Origin of the sequence: Gordonia sihwensis, from assembly GCF_029632925.1 — a bacterium.
In the GTDB taxonomy this organism is placed as follows: Bacteria; Actinomycetota; Actinomycetes; order Mycobacteriales; family Mycobacteriaceae; genus Gordonia; species Gordonia sihwensis.
The window spans coordinates 2,552,836-2,569,582 of the sequence record NZ_CP121248.1; the positions used below are offsets into that span (position 1 = coordinate 2,552,836).

The window sequence follows — 16,747 nt, forward strand, 5'->3', positions numbered from 1 at the left end:
TTTCGGGAGAGAAGCAGCGGATACGCCGACGCTACCGCACCCGAGCGGCATGTGACTGGACACATCTTGCGCCAGAGCCGGTGATTTGCGGCACGATATAGGCAAGGCCGCACCATCGTTCCGCGGCACGTATCCGGCCGCCCCACCCCGGCGGCCCCGACATGCAGTTCGCGGCGGCAATCGCTTCGGTGGACTGCGAGATAGGTGGCAGACAGTGACTGATCAGATCGCCGGCACCGACAAGGCCGGCGCGCCGGCGTCGAGCGGGAGCCGCGTTCAGGTCATTCGGGACGGCGTCGCGTCCTACCTGGTCGACAACGACCCCACGGAGACCGACGAGTGGCTCGAGTCCTTCGACGCCATGCTCGCCGACGCGGGCCCCGAGCGCGCGCGGTACCTCATGCTGCGCATTCTGGAACGCGCGGAGGACAAGCGTGTGGGCATCCCCGCGTTGACGAACACCGACTACGTCAACACGATTCCGACCGAACTGGAACCCGAGTTCCCCGGGGACGAGGATCTGGAGCGCCGCTACCGCGCCTTCATCCGGTGGAACGCCGCGATCATGGTCCACCGAGCACAGCGGCCCGGCATCGGCGTGGGCGGCCACATCTCGACGTACGCGTCGTCGGCCTCGCTCTACGAAGTCGGCTTCAACTACTTCTTCCGCGGCCAGGATCATCCCGGCGGCGGCGACCAGGTCTTCATCCAGGGCCACGCCTCACCCGGCATCTACGCGCGCGCCTTCCTGGAAGGACGCATCGACCAGGCGCGGCTCGACGGCTTCCGTCAGGAGCAGAGCCACGCCGGCGAAGGCGGCGGGCTGCCGTCGTACCCGCATCCCCGGTTGATGCCGGAGTTCTGGCAGTTCCCCACCGTCTCGATGGGCCTGGGCCCGATGAACGCGATCTACCAGGCCCGGTTCAACAAATACCTGCACGCGAACGGAATCAAGGACACCTCCGACCAGCACGTCTGGGCGTTCCTCGGCGACGGTGAGATGGACGAGCCCGAGTCGCGCGGTCTGGCGCAGGTCGCCGCCATCGACGGGCTCGACAACCTGACCTTCGTCATCAACTGCAATCTGCAGCGGCTCGACGGCCCGGTCCGCGGCAACGGAAAGATCATCCAGGAACTGGAGTCGTTCTTCCGCGGCGCGGGCTGGAACGTCATCAAGGTGGTGTGGGGCCGCGAGTGGGACGATCTGCTGCACGCCGACAAGGAGGGTGCGCTGGTCAACCTGATGAACCGCACCACCGACGGCGACTACCAGACCTACCGGGCCAACGACGGCGCGTTCATCCGCGACCACTTCTTCGGCCGTGATCCGCGCACCAAGGAACTCGTCAACGATCTCTCGGACGAGGACATCTGGAACCTCAAGCGCGGCGGTCACGACTACCGCAAGATCTACGCCGCGTACGCCGCCGCCATGGCCCACAAGGGACAGCCCACGGTGATCCTGGCGAAGACGATCAAGGGCTACACGCTCGGCAAGCACTTCGAGGGCCGCAACGCGACCCACCAGATGAAGAAGATGACGCTCGACGATCTGAAGGCCTTCCGCGACACCGCGCATGTGCCGATCACCGATGCGCAGCTCGAGGCCGACCCGTACCTGCCGCCGTACTACCACCCGGGTATGGACTCTCCGGAGATCCAGTACATGCTGGAACGGCGCAAGCAGCTCGGCGGATTCGTCCCGAGCCGCAAGGTGGCGGCCAAGCCGCTGCAGGCCGATCCGGCACCCGCCCTCAAGGCCGTGGCATCCGGCTCGGGCAACCAGCAGGTGGCGACCACCATGGCGCTGGTCCGCATCTTCAAGGAGCTCCTGCGCGACAAGGAGGTCGGCAAGCGCATCGTTCCGATCATCCCGGACGAGGCCCGGACCTTCGGCATGGACTCCTGGTTCCCCACCTTGAAGATCTACAACCCGCACGGCCAGAACTACACGTCCGTCGACGCCGAACTGATGCTCGCCTACAAGGAGGCGGAGAACGGCCGGATCCTGCACGAGGGCATCAATGAGGCCGGTTCCACAGCCAGCTTCACCGCGGTCGGCACGTCGTACGCCACGCACGGCGAGCCGATGATCCCGCTGTACATCTTCTATTCGATGTTCGGCTTCCAGCGGACCGGCGACGGTCTCTGGGCCGCGGCCGACCAGATGGCCCGGGGATTCGTCATCGGAGCCACCGCGGGCCGGACCACGCTGACCGGTGAGGGTCTGCAGCACGCCGACGGACACTCTCCGCTGCTCGCCGCGACCAACCCGGGCGCCATCTCCTACGACCCGGCGTTCGCGTACGAGCTCTCGCACATCGTCGTCGACGGTCTCGAGCGCATGTACGGTCCGGATGCGGAGAACGTCTTCTACTACGTGACCGTCTACAACGAGCCCATCACCCAGCCGGCCGAGCCGGAGGATCTGGACGTCGCGGGGCTGCTCAAGGGCATCTACCGGTACCGGAGGGCACCGCAGCCCGCGGCGCACTTCGCGAACATCCTCGTCTCGGGCGTCACGATGGGCGATGCCCTGCGCGCCCAGGACCTGCTGGCGCAGGAGTGGGACGTGGCCGCCGACGTGTACTCGGTGACCTCGTGGTCGGAGCTCGCCCGCGACGGCATCGCCGCCGATCGGGCCGAACTGCGCAACCCGGGGTCGTCGACGCGGCCGTACCTCACCGAGGTGCTGCAGTACGCCAAGGGCCCGTTCGTCGGCGTCTCGGACTACATGCGCGGCGTCCAGGAACAGATCCGCGCGTACGTTCCAGGGACGTATCTCACCCTCGGCGCCGACGGCTTCGGATTCTCCGACACCCGCCCCGCCGCACGCCGCTACTTCAACATCGACGCCGAATCCATCGTCGTCGGAGTGCTGGTGGCGCTGGCCCGCGACGGCAAGATCGACCGCACCGTCGCGGCCGACGCCGCCCGGAAGTACCAGATCGACGACGTCTCGGCTGCTCCCGAGCAGACCAGCGACCCCGGCGTCGCCTGACCGGTCCGACCACCCGAACGCCGGCGACCTCGCGTCGCCGGCGTTCGGTCGTCTCGGCGCAGGGGGGGACGTTCGACGGACAGCGCCCGCGACCATCGGCCCAGTCCGGCCGGCCGATACGACCCGGCCACAGCGGGTCGCGAGCGGTCTACATTGAATCCGTGCCTGATGCCGAACCCGACCCCCGTCTGAAGACGACGCGCGCCACCGACGTCTTCGGCGCGCGCGGCGCCCACGTGCCCGCGCCGGCCACCGTGCACGACGCGCTGCCCGACACCCTGTTGCGCCGCGTGAAGCAGTACAGCGGCCGACTGGCCACCGAAGCGATCCACTCGATGTCCGAGCAACTGCCCTATTTCAGCGACCTCGACGCGGCGCAGCGGGCCAGCGTGCAGTTGGTGGTCCAGACGGCGGTCGTCAACTTCGTGGAGTGGATCCAGGACCCGGAGGGGAACGTCAAGTTCACCGTCCAGGCATTCCAGGTGGTCCCCCAGGACCTGGCCCGGCGCATCTCACTGCTGCAGACGGTCGAGATGGTGCGCGTGGCGATGGAGTTCTTCGAGAAGTGGCTTCCGCTCCTGGCCCGGAACGACGCCCAGCTCCGCGCACTCACCGAATCGGTGCTGCGGTACGGCCGGGAGATCGGATTCGCCGCCGCCGCGATCTACGCCTCGGCCGCCGAGTCGCGTGGCGCGTGGGACTCGCGCATGGAGGCACTCGTGGTCGACGCCGTGGTGCGCGGTGACGAGGGCCCGCAGTTGCTCTCGCGCGCGGCGGCACTGAACTGGTCCACCGACGCCGCGGCGACGGTGATCGTCGGATCTCCGCCCCCGGAACAGAACGTGTCGGTCGCGTTGACGCTCCACAACACCGCCAAACAGTACGACCGCGCCGCACTCTCGGTGGTGCAGGGCAGCACCCTCGTCGCGATCGTCGAGGGGCCGCTGCGGCCGTCCGACCGCTTTCTCACCGACCTCCTCGAGCACTTCGCCGAGGGTCCCGTGGTGATCGGCCCGACCACGCCGAACCTGGGATCGGCCCACGCGAGCGCCGTCGAGGCCATGGCCGGACTCCGGGCGGTGGTCGGATGGCCCAACGCGCCGCGACCGGCTTACAGCTGGGATCTGCTTCCCGAGCGGGCGCTCAACGGCGACCGCTCAGCGATCGAGACGATGGACGAGACGATCGTGGAACCCTTGAGCGGTTCGGAGACCCTCGTCAACACCGTCGAGGCCTACCTCGACAGCGGCGGCCAGGTGGAAACTTGTGCCAGGGAACTGTATATCCATCCAAATACTGTGCGGTATCGCCTAAAGAAGGTGGCCGACATCACCGGACGTGACGCATCTAACCCCCGAGACGCTTTCGTTCTGCGTGTCGCACTGACCATCGGGAGATTGGCACGAAACCATCAAGGAACGCCCCATTCAGCCCCCTGAGTAACACTCGTCACGGCAAAGTAGCCGTATAGACCCTGTTCGGTGTTTGTCAGACTCGATCGCGTAACGGATCTCAACCCGATGACGATGGGAACACCGACAGAGTCACTTTTGTAGGAACCCTACAAATATCGCCGCCAAGGTTCGTACCCAGCAACACCACTACGACACAGCTGAAAGGTGTTCCCTAGTCACGTGCTTTCGTTGCTTGCGCCCGGCCAGGGCTCCCAGACACCCGGCATGCTCACCGAATGGTTGGAGCTGCCCGGGGCTCGTGACCGCGTCTCCGCGTGGTCCGAGGCCATCGGACTCGACCTCGAACGCCTCGGAACCACAGCGACGGCGGAGGAGATCACCGATACCGCGGTCACCCAGCCGCTCGTGGTCGCCGCCGCACTGCTCTCGTTCGACGAGTTCCGCCGCCGCCACGGCGAGTTGCCCGCGGACGTCGTGATCGCCGGACACTCGATCGGCGAGGTCGCCGCCGCCGCCGTCGCGGGCGTCCTGACGGCCGATGAGGCGATGATCCTGGCCGGCGTGCGTGGCGCCGAGATGGCCAAGGCCTGCGCGCTGGAGGAGACCACCATGGCCGCGATCCTCGGCGGCGATGAGACCGAGGTGCTCGCCTTCCTCGACGATCTCGACCTCGTGCCCGCCAACCGCAACGCGAGGGGACAGATCGTCGCCGCGGGTTCGGTCGTCGCCATCGACAAGCTGATGTCGGCGCCGCCCGCCAAGGCGCGCACGCGCAAACTGGCGGTCGCTGGAGCGTTCCACACTCGGTTCATGGCACCGGCGCAGGACGCGTTCGCCGAGGCAGCGGCGCAGATCACGCCCGCCGACCCCACCCGGACCCTGCTCTCGAACGCAGACGGTCGCCCCGTTCCCACCGGCGCCGAAGCCCTGCGCCGACTCGTCACTCAGGTCACCAGCCCCGTACGCTGGGACCTCTGTTCGGACTACCTCCGCGAGGCGGGCACCGACGCGATCGTCGAACTCGCGCCGGGCGGGACGCTCGTGGGCATCGCCAAGCGTGAATTGAAGGGCGTGCCCTCGCGAGCCGTCAAGGTCCCCGCCGATCTGGAGGACCTCCCAGGACTTGGATAGCGGTCGGCAGCACCCGACCCCCGGAAGGCCTCACGGCCCGTCCACTCAGCACACGCTGACTCCGGAAAACCACATAGCAGTACAGAAACGAAGAAGGGAGCCACACCGTGGCCGCCACTCAGGAACAGCTCGTCGCAGGCATCGCCGAGATCATCGAGGAAGTCACCGGCATCGAGCCGTCGGAGGTGACGCTGGAGAAGTCGTTCGTCGACGATCTGGACATCGACTCGCTGTCGATGGTGGAGATCGCCGTCCAGGTCGAGGACAAGTACGGCGTGAAGGTTCCGGACGAGGATCTCGCCAGCCTGCGCACCGTCGGCGACACCGTCGCCTACGTCCAGAAGCTCGAGGCCGAGAACCCCGAGACCGCTGCAGCCATCGCCGCCCAGATCGAGGGCGGCCAGGCGTAGCATGACCGAGCTGCGTGACTTTTCCACTCGCGGTGGAGAGTTCCCCAGCGTGGTGGTGACCTCCATGGTCGCCACCACGTCCCTGGGAGCTGATCTCGACACGACCTGGGAAAATCTCGTCGCCGGTAAGACCGGCATTCGGGAGCTGACCGACGATTTCGTCGAGCAGTACAAATTGCCGGTCAGCATCGGTGGTCGTCTCGTCGACGACCCGACCAACGAAGTGACTCGCATCGAGGCGCGACGCATGTCGTACGTCGAGCGGATGTCGCATGTGATGAGCAAGCGCCTGTGGGCGCAGGCCGGCGAGCCGGAGGTCGACCCCGACCGGCTCGGCGTGGTTCTCGGCACCGGCATCGGCGGCGCGGACTCGCTGATCGACGCCGACCGAGCTCTGAAGGACACCGGCAACTACCGCAAGGTGTCGCCGCTGGCCGTCTCGATGGCGATGCCCAACGGGCCCGCGGCCGTCGCAGGTCTCAACATCGGCGCACGCGCCGGCGTCATCACCCCGGTCTCGGCATGCTCGTCGGGTGCGGAGGCGATCGCACACGCATGGCGTCACATCGTCATGGGCGACGCCGACATGATCGTGTGCGGCGGCGTCGAAGGACACATCGACGCGGTGCCGATCGCAGCCTTCAGCATGATGCGCGCGATGAGCACCCGGAACGACGATCCGGCGTCCGCGTCGCGCCCGTTCGACTCCGACCGCGACGGATTCGTCTTCGGCGAGGCCGCGGCCATGCTCGTCCTCGAGCGGGAGGACCACGCCAAGGCGCGCGGTGCTCACATCCACGCTCGGCTGATGGGCACCGGCATCACCTCGGACGGGTTCCACATCGTCGCCCCCGACCCCTCGGGGCAGGGCAACACCCGCGCGATGGCCCGAGCCCTGCAGACCGCCGGTCTGCAGAAATCGGACATCACGCACGTCAACGCGCATGCGACGTCCACCCCCATCGGAGACACCGCAGAATCGCTGGGCATCCAGGCCGCCGTGGGCAACCACGCAGCCATCTACGCGCCCAAGTCAGCCCTGGGCCATTCGATCGGCGCCGTCGGCGCTCTCGAAGCGGTCCTGACCATCAAGTCGGTGGAGGACTCCGTCATTCCCCCGACGCTGAATCTGGACAACCTGGATCCGGAGTGCGGCGACATCGACGTCGTACACGGTGAGGCTCGCCGCGGACAGATCGACTTCGCGCTGAGCAACTCCTTCGGATTCGGTGGGCACAACGTGGCCTTGGCATTCGGCCGATACTGATCCCCAACCCCCGCATAGGAGAACCCGATGACCACACTGGCACCCATCCCCGGCCGTGAGGAGGCGACGGATCCGCGCGATCCGTTGCTGCGGTTGACTAGCTTCTTCGACGACGGAACCGTCGAGCTGCTGCATCCCCGAGACAAATCGGGTGTGCTGGCGGCGATCGGCGACGTCAACGGTGTTCGCACCGTCTCCTATTGCACCGATGGCACCGTGATGGGCGGTGCCATGGGGATCGTCGGCTGCGCTCACATCGTGAACGCGATCGACACCGCGATCGCCGAGCAGGCGCCCGTCGTGGGCATCTGGCACTCGGGCGGCGCTCGACTGGCCGAGGGCGTCGAGGCCCTGCACGCTGTGGGGGGCGTGTTCGAGGCCATGGTGCGCGCATCGGGTTACGTGCCGCAGATCTCCGTGGTGGTCGGGTTCGCCGCGGGCGGTGCCGCGTACGGACCGGCCCTGACCGACGTCGTGATCATGGCTCCGGAGGGCCGGGTCTTCGTGACCGGGCCCGACGTGGTCAAGAGCGTCACCGGCGAGCAGGTCGACATGGAATCGCTCGGCGGACCGCACACCCACGGCAAGCGCTCCGGCGTCAGCCACATCACCGCTGACTCGGAGGCCGACGCGTACTGGCGCGCCCGCCGTCTGGTCGGCACGTTCTCGCAGCAGGGTCACTTCAACCGGGAGAAGGCGGAGGCCGGCGACACCGACCTGCGCGCACTGCTGCCCGAGTCGAATCGGCGCGCCTACGACGTCCACCCGATCGTCGAGGCCCTCCTCGACACCCAGCTCGCGGCGGACGGCGAGTCGGAGGTCACCACCTTCGAGGAGTTCCAGGCCAAGTGGGCCCCGAACATCACCGTCGGCTTCGGCCGCTTGTCGGGCCGCAGCGTGGGCATCGTCGCGAACAACCCGCTCCGGATGGGCGGTTGCCTGAACTCGGAGGCCGCCGAGAAGGCCTCCCGCTTCGTGCGCCTGTGCGACGCCTTCGGTGTGCCGATCATCGTCATCACCGACGTCCCCGGCTACCTCCCGGGCGTCGGCCAGGAGTGGAACGGCGTCGTGCGCCGCGGCGCCAAGCTGCTGCACGCGTTCGCCGAGTGCTCGGTGCCGCGTGTCACGCTCGTGACCCGCAAGATCTACGGCGGCGCCTACATCGCCATGAACTCGCGCGCCCTCGGCGCCACCGCTGTCTTCGCCTGGCCGGGCTCCGAGGTCGCCGTCATGGGCGCCAAGGCCGCCGTCGGCATTCTGCACAAGAAGACCCTCGCCGCGGCCCCGGAGGAGGAGCGCGAGGAGCTTCACGAGCGCCTCGCCCAGGAGCACGAGCAGATCGCAGGCGGCGTCGGCCGTGCCCAGTCGATCGGCGTCGTCGACGAGATCATCGATCCGGCCAAGACTCGCAGCATCATCGCCGAGGCCCTCGCTTCGGCGCCTGCCCGACGCGGACGGCACAAGAACATTCCGCTGTGACGCGCACTTGGAGCGCATGAGTTCGACGATGTCCCCGGACGCCTGTACGGCGCCGGGGACATCGTCGTTCCCGGCGGACTGCGCCGGCCCGTCGCCCGTCGTCCGTCGAGGAACACATCCGCACCAAAAAGAACTAGCGCAACACGCACATCACAAGGCATACTTTGTATCAGCAGTGTGATATCCGAGTTCCGGCGTAGGTGCGCTTGGGGAAGACGTTCCTCGTCGAACCGGAGGTGAAAAGGTGCGCAATCTGAATCAGTTTGCGGACATGACGAGCGGCGTGGTCTACATCCACGCCTCTCCCGTCGCGCTGTGCCCGCACGTGGAGTGGGCGCTGTCGTCGACTCTGAATGCGCGGGCCGACCTGAAGTGGTCCGAACAGGACGCCGAGCCCGGCCGCATGCGTGCGACCGTCGACTGGACGGGGCCGGTCGGTACCGGCGCACGGCTGACCAATGCGCTGCGCGAATGGTCCGGCCTGGTCTTCGAGGTGACCGAGAACCCCAGCGAGGGTGTCGACGGCGAACGCTTCTGCTATCTGCCGGGGCTGGGTCTGTGGCGTGGGTCCACCGGAGCCAACGGTGACGTGATCGTCGGAGAGATGCAGTTGCGCGCGCTGATGGACGCACAGCCCGACAGTGCCGGCCTGGCCGGAGAGCTCGACGCCATCCTCGGCACCGCGTGGGACGAGGGCCTGGAGAACTACCGCATGGGCGGTGTCGGCGCAGAGGTCACGTGGCTGCGCCAGCGGGTGGGTTGAACCGCCGCCGCACCCCGGTTCTTCGACAGACGACGGCCGCTCGGAGCGTTCTGCTCCGAGCGGCCGTCGTCTGTCGCGAGCTCTGTCCTAGGTACTCAGCGGGTAACGCAGCCGAGCCGTCACGGTGCCGTTCCAGATGTCGGAGACGATCTCGGACGCGCGAACCGGAATCACCCGGCCGCCCGTCTGCAGCACCCACACCGCGATGCGTGACAGCAGGTCGTAGCCGTCGTCGGCGTACGTGACGTCGCCCGTCTCGTTGTCCAGGCGCCCGAGGACGTCGACGGTGAAGTCGTACACCAGGGTGTCGACGTTGCCCGCGACCGCCGCCCGTGCCACATCCACGAGGTCGGTCGCGACGAGGCCCTTGGCCACGCCGTCGGCGATCTTCTCAACCGTCGCGTTGGCGCGGCGGGAGTTGATGTCCGCGAGTTCCTGGCGGATCCTGGCATCGATCTGCACCGCCGTCAGTTCGTCGGGGCTTCCGGGCACCGCGACGAGTTCGCGGAAGCCGCGGTCGAGGTTCCGGTACATGTCCAGCAGCGGATCGGCGGCGAACACGAACAGCGGGCGCTCGGCGGACGGGTCATCGGCGTCGATCGCCTTCACCACCACCTCGTGCACGCGTTTGGCGTACGTCTCGAGGAGCAGCTTGGTGCCCTCGTCGCCGTGCAGCCGACGGGCATGGATCCGTCCGCGCACCGTCGCGCGATTGGTGGCCTCCGCGACATCGCCGATGCCGTCTGCCTCCACCTCCATCTCCGACGCCAGCTCCGTTCCGGACGCCTGCCACAGGTTCCACCCGTCGGCCGACAGCGTCAGCGCGTAGGCGTCCTGCGGGGCCGCCGCCGCGCGCACCAGCTGCCCGACGTCGAAGTAGCTGCCGACCTGAAGCTGGTTCTCCAACTGGTTCGGGAGGACGAACATCTCCCCCTCTTCCGGAGTGATGAACACCGCCAGCGAGTGCGACAGCTTGCGCCACCCCTCGTCGGCGAGAATCGCCGTGGTCCTCTCGCGCAGGGCCGACTCCAGCGCGTGGTTCCCGCCGCCGTTGCGGAGCGACCGGATGGCGCGGTCCATCGCGCTCTTGACCGTGGTTCGGGCGAGATCGTACTGCGCGGCACTGGCCTGCGCATAGACGGTCACCGCGTGATCGCGCGGCGACCCGAGTTCGAGCAGCTCCGTCGTGGTCGGGAGTTCATAACGTGCCACGAAACGCCTCCTTCGGGTTCTCGGGTGCGAACGCGGCGACGACGCGCCCCCGCACCCGACTGACTCCACCCGGATGTGAGGCGAGACCGCGTCCTGGTTCCGAGGCTACCCGCCGGAGCCGTCGAGTTCGTCGAGTATTTCCTGGTTGAACTCACTCCAGAGGGGCTTGGCCCACGGCCCGAAAGGCCGGTCGGTGAGGACCACCGCGGCGGCCCGCCGATCGGGGTCCACCCACAGGAAGGTCCCGGCCTGGCCGAAGTGCCCGTGAGTCCGCGGGGAATGAGCGGGAGCCGTCCAGTGCGGGCTCTTGGTTCCCCGGATCTCGAAGCCGAGGCCCCAATCGTTCGGCCGGTGCTTGCCGTAGCCGGGGACGAATCCGTCGAGCCCGGGAAACTGCACCGACGCCGATTCCGCTGAGAGACCGGTGGAGATCAGCCGGGGTGCGAGCCGCTCGGCGGCGAACCGGGAGAGGTCCGCGACGGTCGACCGCGCACCGTGCCCGGCCGGACCGTACAGTTCCGTCGCCGTCAGTCCGAGCGGATCGCAGACGGCCTCGCGCAGATAGTCGGCGAAGGCGATGCCGGTCTCCGCTTCCACCGCTTCGGCGAGCACCTCGAATCCCGCGCTCGAGTAGATCCGCTGTTCGGCCACGCCGGCGACCACCTGCCGGCTGTCGAAGGCCAGGCCCGATGCATGCGCCAGCAGGTGCGCGACGGTGGCTCCGGGCGGGCCGGCGGGAGTCCGCAGATCGATCGCGCCCTCTTCCACCGCGACGAGCACGGCCTGCGCGACGAGGAGCTTGGTGACCGACGCGAGCTCGTACACGCGGGCGAGGTCGCCGAACGTTCCGGCGGTTCCCTCCGCGGTGAGCACGGCCGCGGAGACGTTGTCGACAGGCCAGTCCGAAAGCGTCTCGAGTGATCTCACGCCTACCGACCCTACTCACCGGCACGATCGCGCGTTCGGTGTCCCGGCGTGGCGGGATCCCGCTCCGCCCTGATGATGTTGACCGACCGCGCGTAGACCGACTCCACTGTCAGCACCACCGCGCACAGGATCGCGATCGTGCCCGGTACGAAGACCAGCAGATCGTCGATCCTGTCCCATGCGGCCGGACTCCACAGCGCGACCCACGTCAGCATCAACGCCACCACCGTCGAGAGTTCGCCGAGAAAGCTCACCACCACGAACAGCAACGCGGCCCGCCGATGACGCCGCACCGACGTACGCGAGAAGTGGAAGTTGGCCGCGAACGCCAACAGCAGGACCGCGAACAATGACAGCAGTAGCCCGAGATCGTCACTCGTCAGCTCACGCACGGCACTCCCCGTCTCCGATCGGTGCGGTCAGCGGACCGGCGTCGGCGTGCCTGCGGGAGCGGGCGTCTCGACATCGGTGTTGACCGAGGGCTTGCCGTCGGAGCCCGTCGTGAACTGGTCGTCGTCGAGCGTGGAGGTGACGTCGTCGACGTCGCCGAGCACGGCGTCGACCCGCTCCACCGGGATCCCGCAGTTGTTGATCGCCTCGGAGACCCACTTCTTCGTCAGCCGGTCCTTGCCGTCAGCGTGCGCCTGGTCCACCGTGCCGTCGAGTATCGTCGCCGACCGCCGGAGATCGGGTACGTCGGCGCAGACGTGGAAGACCGAACCGCCCTTGGTGTAGTACACGCGGTTCTTGCCCGTCAGCTGCTCGACCACATTGGTCTCGACGCCGTACTGCTCCACCGAGGGCGGATCCCAGTCGGCGCCGGCCAATCCGACCAGAGCCGCGACGACGATCGCCACTGCGCCCGCGATCCCCTTCTGCTTCCCGTCCATGTCCTTGTTCAGGAAGATCAGGACGATCAGCGGGAGGAAGGCGATCACCGTGACGATCACGCCGAGCTGGTTCTGAACGAAGAATCGGACCCGGTCCTTCTCGGACGCCGGATCGTAGCGATTGGCCTTCTTCCACAGCAGCGATCCGGCCAGCGCGAACGCGCCGATGACGACGATCATCACGATCAGCAGCCACATCCGGAGCGGATCCTGACGCAGCACCCAGAAGATGGTGACGAGTTCACCCGCGATCGCAACTGTCCACAGCACTGCGGCGACGATGCGCAGAGTCAGAGCCGTCGACTTCGCCTCCGGCGAGGCCGCCCAGGCTCCGCCCTCGACGGTCTCGCGCTCGGCGATCTCCGCTCCCCGCTCGGCACGTGAACGCGAGCTCCTCTTCTCGGTCATCTCTCCCCTTCGCCGCCGGCAGTCGGACCTCCGGCCGCTGCCCGGGCCCACTGCATATGAAGATCCGCCGGCCCGATGAGCCGGCGGATCTTCAGGATGTCAGAATCTCGCGAGCGGGGCCTAGCGATCGGCGTCGGTGTAACGGATGACGCCGCGGATGTTCTTGCCGTCGAGCATGTCCTGGTAGCCCTCGTTGATCTGGTCCAGACTGTACTGGCGGGTGATCATCTCCTCGATCTTGAGCTTGCCGATCTTGTACATCGACAGCAGATTCGGGATGTCGAGCTTCGGGTTGGCGCCGCCGAAGATGCTGCCCTGCAAGTTCTTCTGCAGCAGCGTCAGCATCGACAGGTTGAGCGTGACCTGGTTCTCCATCATGTTGCCCATGCCGGTCAGCACGCACGTGCCGTTCTTGGCGGTGATGCTCAGCCAGGTGTCGACGTCCTCGCCGTGCACCTCGCCGACGGTGACGATCACCTTCTGGCACATCCCCCACTCGGTGGCGTTACCGATCTCGTTCATGGCCTCCTCGACGGACGCGAAGGCATGAGTCGCACCGAACTTCAGGGCCTGCTCACGCTTCCACTCCACCGGATCGATGGCGAAGACGTTGCGCGCGCCGGCGATGACCGCACCCTGCAGGGCAGCTGTTCCGACGCCACCGACGCCGATGATCGCCACATCCTCACCCGGGCGGACGTCGCCGCTGCGGGTGGACGATCCGTAGCCGGTCGGGATGCCGCAGCCGCACAGTGCCGCGACCTCGAACGGGATCTCCTTGTCGATCTTCACCGCCGACGCCTCGTGCACCACCATGTACGGGCTGAACGTGCCGAGGAGGGTCATCGGGTACACCGGCTCACCGGCGGCCGTGTGGATGCGGAAGGTGTGGTCGGAGACGGCTTCGCCCTGCAGCAGCATGGCACCGAAGTCGCACAGGTTGGCCACGCCCGCCTTGCAGGAGCGGCACTTGCCGCACGACGGGATGAACGACAGCACCACGTGGTCGCCGACCTCGAAGTCGGTGACGCCCTCACCGATCTCCTCGACCACACCCGCTCCCTCGTGACCGCCGAGGATCGGGAACCCGCCCATCGGAATGCCGCCGGTCATCAGGTGATGGTCCGAGTGGCACATGCCCGCTGCTTCCATGCGGATCTTGATCTCGTGCGCCTTGGGATCACCGATCTCGATCTCTTCGATCTTCCACGGCGTGTTCAGCTCCCGGAGGATGGCGCCCTTGGTCTTCACAGTCATTTACCTCGATTTCGAATCCCGTTGCGGCGAGGCCGCATCCCACAGATGACGTACGGCCTCAGCCGCATCTGCTAGTGAGGGTAGTCACTTCTCGACAAAAATGAAACACGTTACAGTTCTCAATTCTTGAGTCCGGCGTCTTTGCTGCCGTACGCCTCTCGCAACTGCGGCTTGACGACCTTTCCGCCGGCATTGCGCGGCAGTTCGTCGACGATGACGAGATCCTTCGGGTGCTTGAACCGCGCCAGATTCTCGTTCAGGAACGGTTCCATCTCCTCCAGCGTCAGGTCGTCGACCCCGTCGGCGAGGACGACCACCGCGACCGGCACCTCTCCCCACTTCTCGTGCGCGCGGCCGATGATCGCGGCCTCGGCGACCTTCGGGTGGCCGAAGAGCACGTTCTCCACCTCGGCGCAGTAGATGTTCTCTCCCCCGGATATGATCATGTCCTTCGCTCGGTCGACCACGTAGAGGAAACCCTCCTCGTCCTGACGCACCAGGTCGCCGGAGTGGAACCAGCCTCCGGCGAAGGCGTCCGCGGTGCCCTGCGGGTTCTGCCAGTAGCCGGCCATCAGGTTGGGGCCGCGGTACACGATCTCGCCGACCTCGCCCTGCGGCACGTCGTTCATCGCGGCGTCCACCACGCGCGCGGTGACGCACGGGACGACCTTCCCGATGGAGCCGAGTTTGCGCAAGGCGTCCTTGCCCTCGAGCACGCACGTGATCGGCGACATCTCGGTCTGTCCGAACACGGCCACGTTCATCGCGTCCGGGAAGGTCTCGTTCATAGCTCGCAGCACCGTGTCCGAGGCCGGCGCAGCGCCCCAGCTGACCACGCGCAGCTTGAGCTCGCGGGGACGTGCCTGCTGCGCGGCGCACACCGCCTGCCACTGCGCGGGCACCAGGAAGATGGAGGTCGTGCCCTCCGCCTCCAGGACGTCGAGCATCTGCTCGGGATCGAAATTGCCGAGCGGATGAATCACGGTGGTCGCACCCATGTAGAAGGTCGGCGTCATCGCACCGAGCGCCGCGATGTGGAACATCGGGGCGACGCAGGACGCGATGTCGTCGGATGCGGTGTTCAGCGCCTGAATGCACGTGACCGCCTGCGCCTGCAGATTCTGGTGCGTCAGCATCGACCCCTTCGGCTTGCCGGTGGTGCCGGACGTGTACATGATCAGGGCGACGGTGTCCTCCGGCACGTCGATATCGGGCAGCGGCTCACCCTGCTCGGACACAAGATCCTCGTACGCCAGGTGCGCGGGGTTCGCGACGTCGCCGACCGTGATGATCTCCTCGACGGAGCCGGTGATCTGCGAGACGGCGTCGGCCAGCGGGGCCAGCATCGTCTCGGTCGCGATCACCCGGGCACCCGAGTCGGAGACGAGGAAGGCCACCTCGGCGGGTGCCATCCGGATGTTGACCGGGACCGGGATCGCCCCGATCAGATTCGCGGCGAGCGTGAGTTCCACGTACTCGGTCCGGTTGAGCATCAGGACCATGATTCGATCGCCGAATCGCACACCGCGGCGCAGCAGCGCCGCCGCCAGCGAATGCGTCCGGTGGTCGAGCTCCCGCCATGTGGTGCTCTTGCCCAGGAAACGCAAGGCCACCCCGTCCGGGCGGGTCTCGGCGTGTCGGCGGACCTGGTTGTTCCAATGGTTGCGGCGCGAACGGAGCGGTTCGTCGGTGAGCGTGAAGCCCAGGGTCTCGGTCATGTCATCTCCTATCGAGGTGCGGAAATAGCGGGCGCGGCGAGAAGCACGGGTGACGCCGGTCGGTCAGCGGCCGGCGACGAACGACGTCAAGGCGGACTGGAACTCCGGCGACTGGAGGAGCTCGGTCTGACCGGAGATCTCACGCTCGAGCGCCTCGTCGAATCCGCTCAGCGAATGGCGGTCGAGAGCCGACTTGGTCAGCGCGAGCGCGCGCGGGGAACGGCGGGCCAGTCGTCCGGCAACCCGGTCGACGGCCGCCGCGAGCCCGGCCGGGTCATCGAAGAACGCCGTGATGAGCCCGGCGTCGTACGCATCGGCGGCCGACAGCTTCTCCCCGAGCAACGCCATCGCGTTGGCCCGAGCACGGCCGACCGCCGCGGTGAACAGGGCCGACGCTCCTCCGTCCGGCATCAGGCCGATATTGACGAATGCGAGCATGAAGTAGGTGCGGCTGGTGGCGTAGACGAGATCGGCCGCGACAGCCAGCGACGCGCCGATGCCGACTGCGGCACCGTCGAGCGCGGCGATCACCGGCATCGGCAGCCCCCGAACCGCGCGGACCAGATTCGACCCGTTCTCGATGATCGCCCGGGAGGCGGCCTCGTCGAAGCCTCCCGAGCCCCGCGCGTCCTGCGCCATCCCCGCCACATCGGCTCCCGCGCTGAACGATCCGCCTCGACCGGACACGATCACCACGCGGACGTCGGGACTCGCCGCCCACTCGTCACACAGGGCGATCACGCGCGCGGACGCGGGCCCGTCGAGTGCGTTCATCTGCCGGGGCCGGTCGATCTCCAGACGCGCGATCCCGTTCGCATCGATGCTCGCCCAGACCCCGTCACGGCACTCGGCCTCGCTGATCATCGCGC

14 protein-coding genes are annotated in these 16,747 nt (G+C 67.5%); 7 read left to right on the top strand and 7 right to left on the bottom strand.

The window, feature by feature from the left end; genetic code table 11:
• The first annotated feature begins 214 nt into the window (after nucleotides 1–214).
• From aceE to P5P27_RS12420, 7 genes are all read left to right on the top strand, one after another.
• The gene (gene aceE, locus P5P27_RS12390) at nucleotides 215–3,001 is read left to right on the top strand and encodes a pyruvate dehydrogenase (acetyl-transferring), homodimeric type (RefSeq protein WP_278124189.1); all 2,787 of its coding nucleotides are present in this window, start codon (nucleotides 215–217) and stop codon (nucleotides 2,999–3,001) included.
• A gap of 161 nt (nucleotides 3,002–3,162) precedes the next feature.
• Nucleotides 3,163–4,440 carry a PucR family transcriptional regulator gene (locus P5P27_RS12395; RefSeq protein WP_006895210.1) on the top strand — a complete coding sequence of 426 codons (1,278 nt, stop codon included), beginning with the start codon at nucleotides 3,163–3,165 and terminating at the stop codon, nucleotides 4,438–4,440.
• 195 nt (nucleotides 4,441–4,635) lie between these two features.
• Nucleotides 4,636–5,547 (top strand): ACP S-malonyltransferase, encoded by a 912-nt coding sequence (locus P5P27_RS12400; RefSeq protein WP_278124191.1) that lies wholly within the window; start codon nucleotides 4,636–4,638, stop codon nucleotides 5,545–5,547.
• 107 nt (nucleotides 5,548–5,654) lie between these two features.
• Nucleotides 5,655–5,957, top strand: coding sequence for a meromycolate extension acyl carrier protein AcpM (acpM, locus tag P5P27_RS12405; RefSeq protein ID WP_006895207.1), 303 nt, complete (start codon nucleotides 5,655–5,657; stop codon nucleotides 5,955–5,957).
• Between the two features lies 1 nt (nucleotide 5,958).
• Nucleotides 5,959–7,224, top strand: coding sequence for a KasA/KasB family beta-ketoacyl-ACP synthase (locus tag P5P27_RS12410; protein WP_062366627.1), 1,266 nt, complete (start codon nucleotides 5,959–5,961; stop codon nucleotides 7,222–7,224).
• Nucleotides 7,225–7,251: 27 nt separating this feature from the next.
• A complete protein-coding gene (locus P5P27_RS12415) occupies nucleotides 7,252–8,703 on the top strand; it encodes an acyl-CoA carboxylase subunit beta (RefSeq protein WP_006895204.1) in 1,452 nt (483 codons plus the stop codon).
• A gap of 244 nt (nucleotides 8,704–8,947) precedes the next feature.
• Nucleotides 8,948–9,466, top strand: coding sequence for a DUF3145 domain-containing protein (locus P5P27_RS12420; RefSeq protein ID WP_045537680.1), 519 nt, complete (start codon nucleotides 8,948–8,950; stop codon nucleotides 9,464–9,466).
• 87 nt (nucleotides 9,467–9,553) lie between these two features.
• Here the strand turns inward: P5P27_RS12420 and P5P27_RS12425 are convergent, their stop codons facing one another.
• The 7 genes from P5P27_RS12425 to P5P27_RS12455 form a co-directional block, all read right to left on the bottom strand.
• Complete coding sequence (locus P5P27_RS12425) at nucleotides 9,554–10,678, bottom strand: baeRF11 domain-containing protein (RefSeq protein ID WP_062366626.1); 1,125 nt, start codon at nucleotides 10,676–10,678, stop codon at nucleotides 9,554–9,556.
• A gap of 105 nt (nucleotides 10,679–10,783) precedes the next feature.
• Nucleotides 10,784–11,605 carry a serine hydrolase domain-containing protein gene (locus tag P5P27_RS12430; RefSeq protein WP_062366625.1) on the bottom strand — a complete coding sequence of 274 codons (822 nt, stop codon included), beginning with the start codon at nucleotides 11,603–11,605 and terminating at the stop codon, nucleotides 10,784–10,786.
• An 11-nt stretch (nucleotides 11,606–11,616) separates the two neighbouring features.
• The gene (locus tag P5P27_RS12435; RefSeq protein ID WP_045537674.1) at nucleotides 11,617–11,997 is read right to left on the bottom strand and encodes a hypothetical protein; all 381 of its coding nucleotides are present in this window, start codon (nucleotides 11,995–11,997) and stop codon (nucleotides 11,617–11,619) included.
• Nucleotides 11,998–12,024: 27 nt separating this feature from the next.
• Nucleotides 12,025–12,903 carry a hypothetical protein gene (locus P5P27_RS12440; RefSeq protein WP_045537672.1) on the bottom strand — a complete coding sequence of 293 codons (879 nt, stop codon included), beginning with the start codon at nucleotides 12,901–12,903 and terminating at the stop codon, nucleotides 12,025–12,027.
• A 120-nt stretch (nucleotides 12,904–13,023) separates the two neighbouring features.
• Entirely contained in the window at nucleotides 13,024–14,154 is a 1,131-nt protein-coding gene (locus P5P27_RS12445; protein WP_039866974.1) for an NDMA-dependent alcohol dehydrogenase, read from the bottom strand.
• A gap of 125 nt (nucleotides 14,155–14,279) precedes the next feature.
• On the bottom strand, nucleotides 14,280–15,878 hold the full coding sequence (gene fadD5, locus P5P27_RS12450; protein ID WP_006895192.1) for a fatty-acid--CoA ligase FadD5: 1,599 nt from the start codon (nucleotides 15,876–15,878) through the stop codon (nucleotides 14,280–14,282).
• 63 nt (nucleotides 15,879–15,941) lie between these two features.
• A complete protein-coding gene (locus P5P27_RS12455; protein ID WP_062366624.1) occupies nucleotides 15,942–16,742 on the bottom strand; it encodes an enoyl-CoA hydratase/isomerase family protein in 801 nt (266 codons plus the stop codon).
• Between the last annotated feature and the right edge of the window lie 5 nt (nucleotides 16,743–16,747).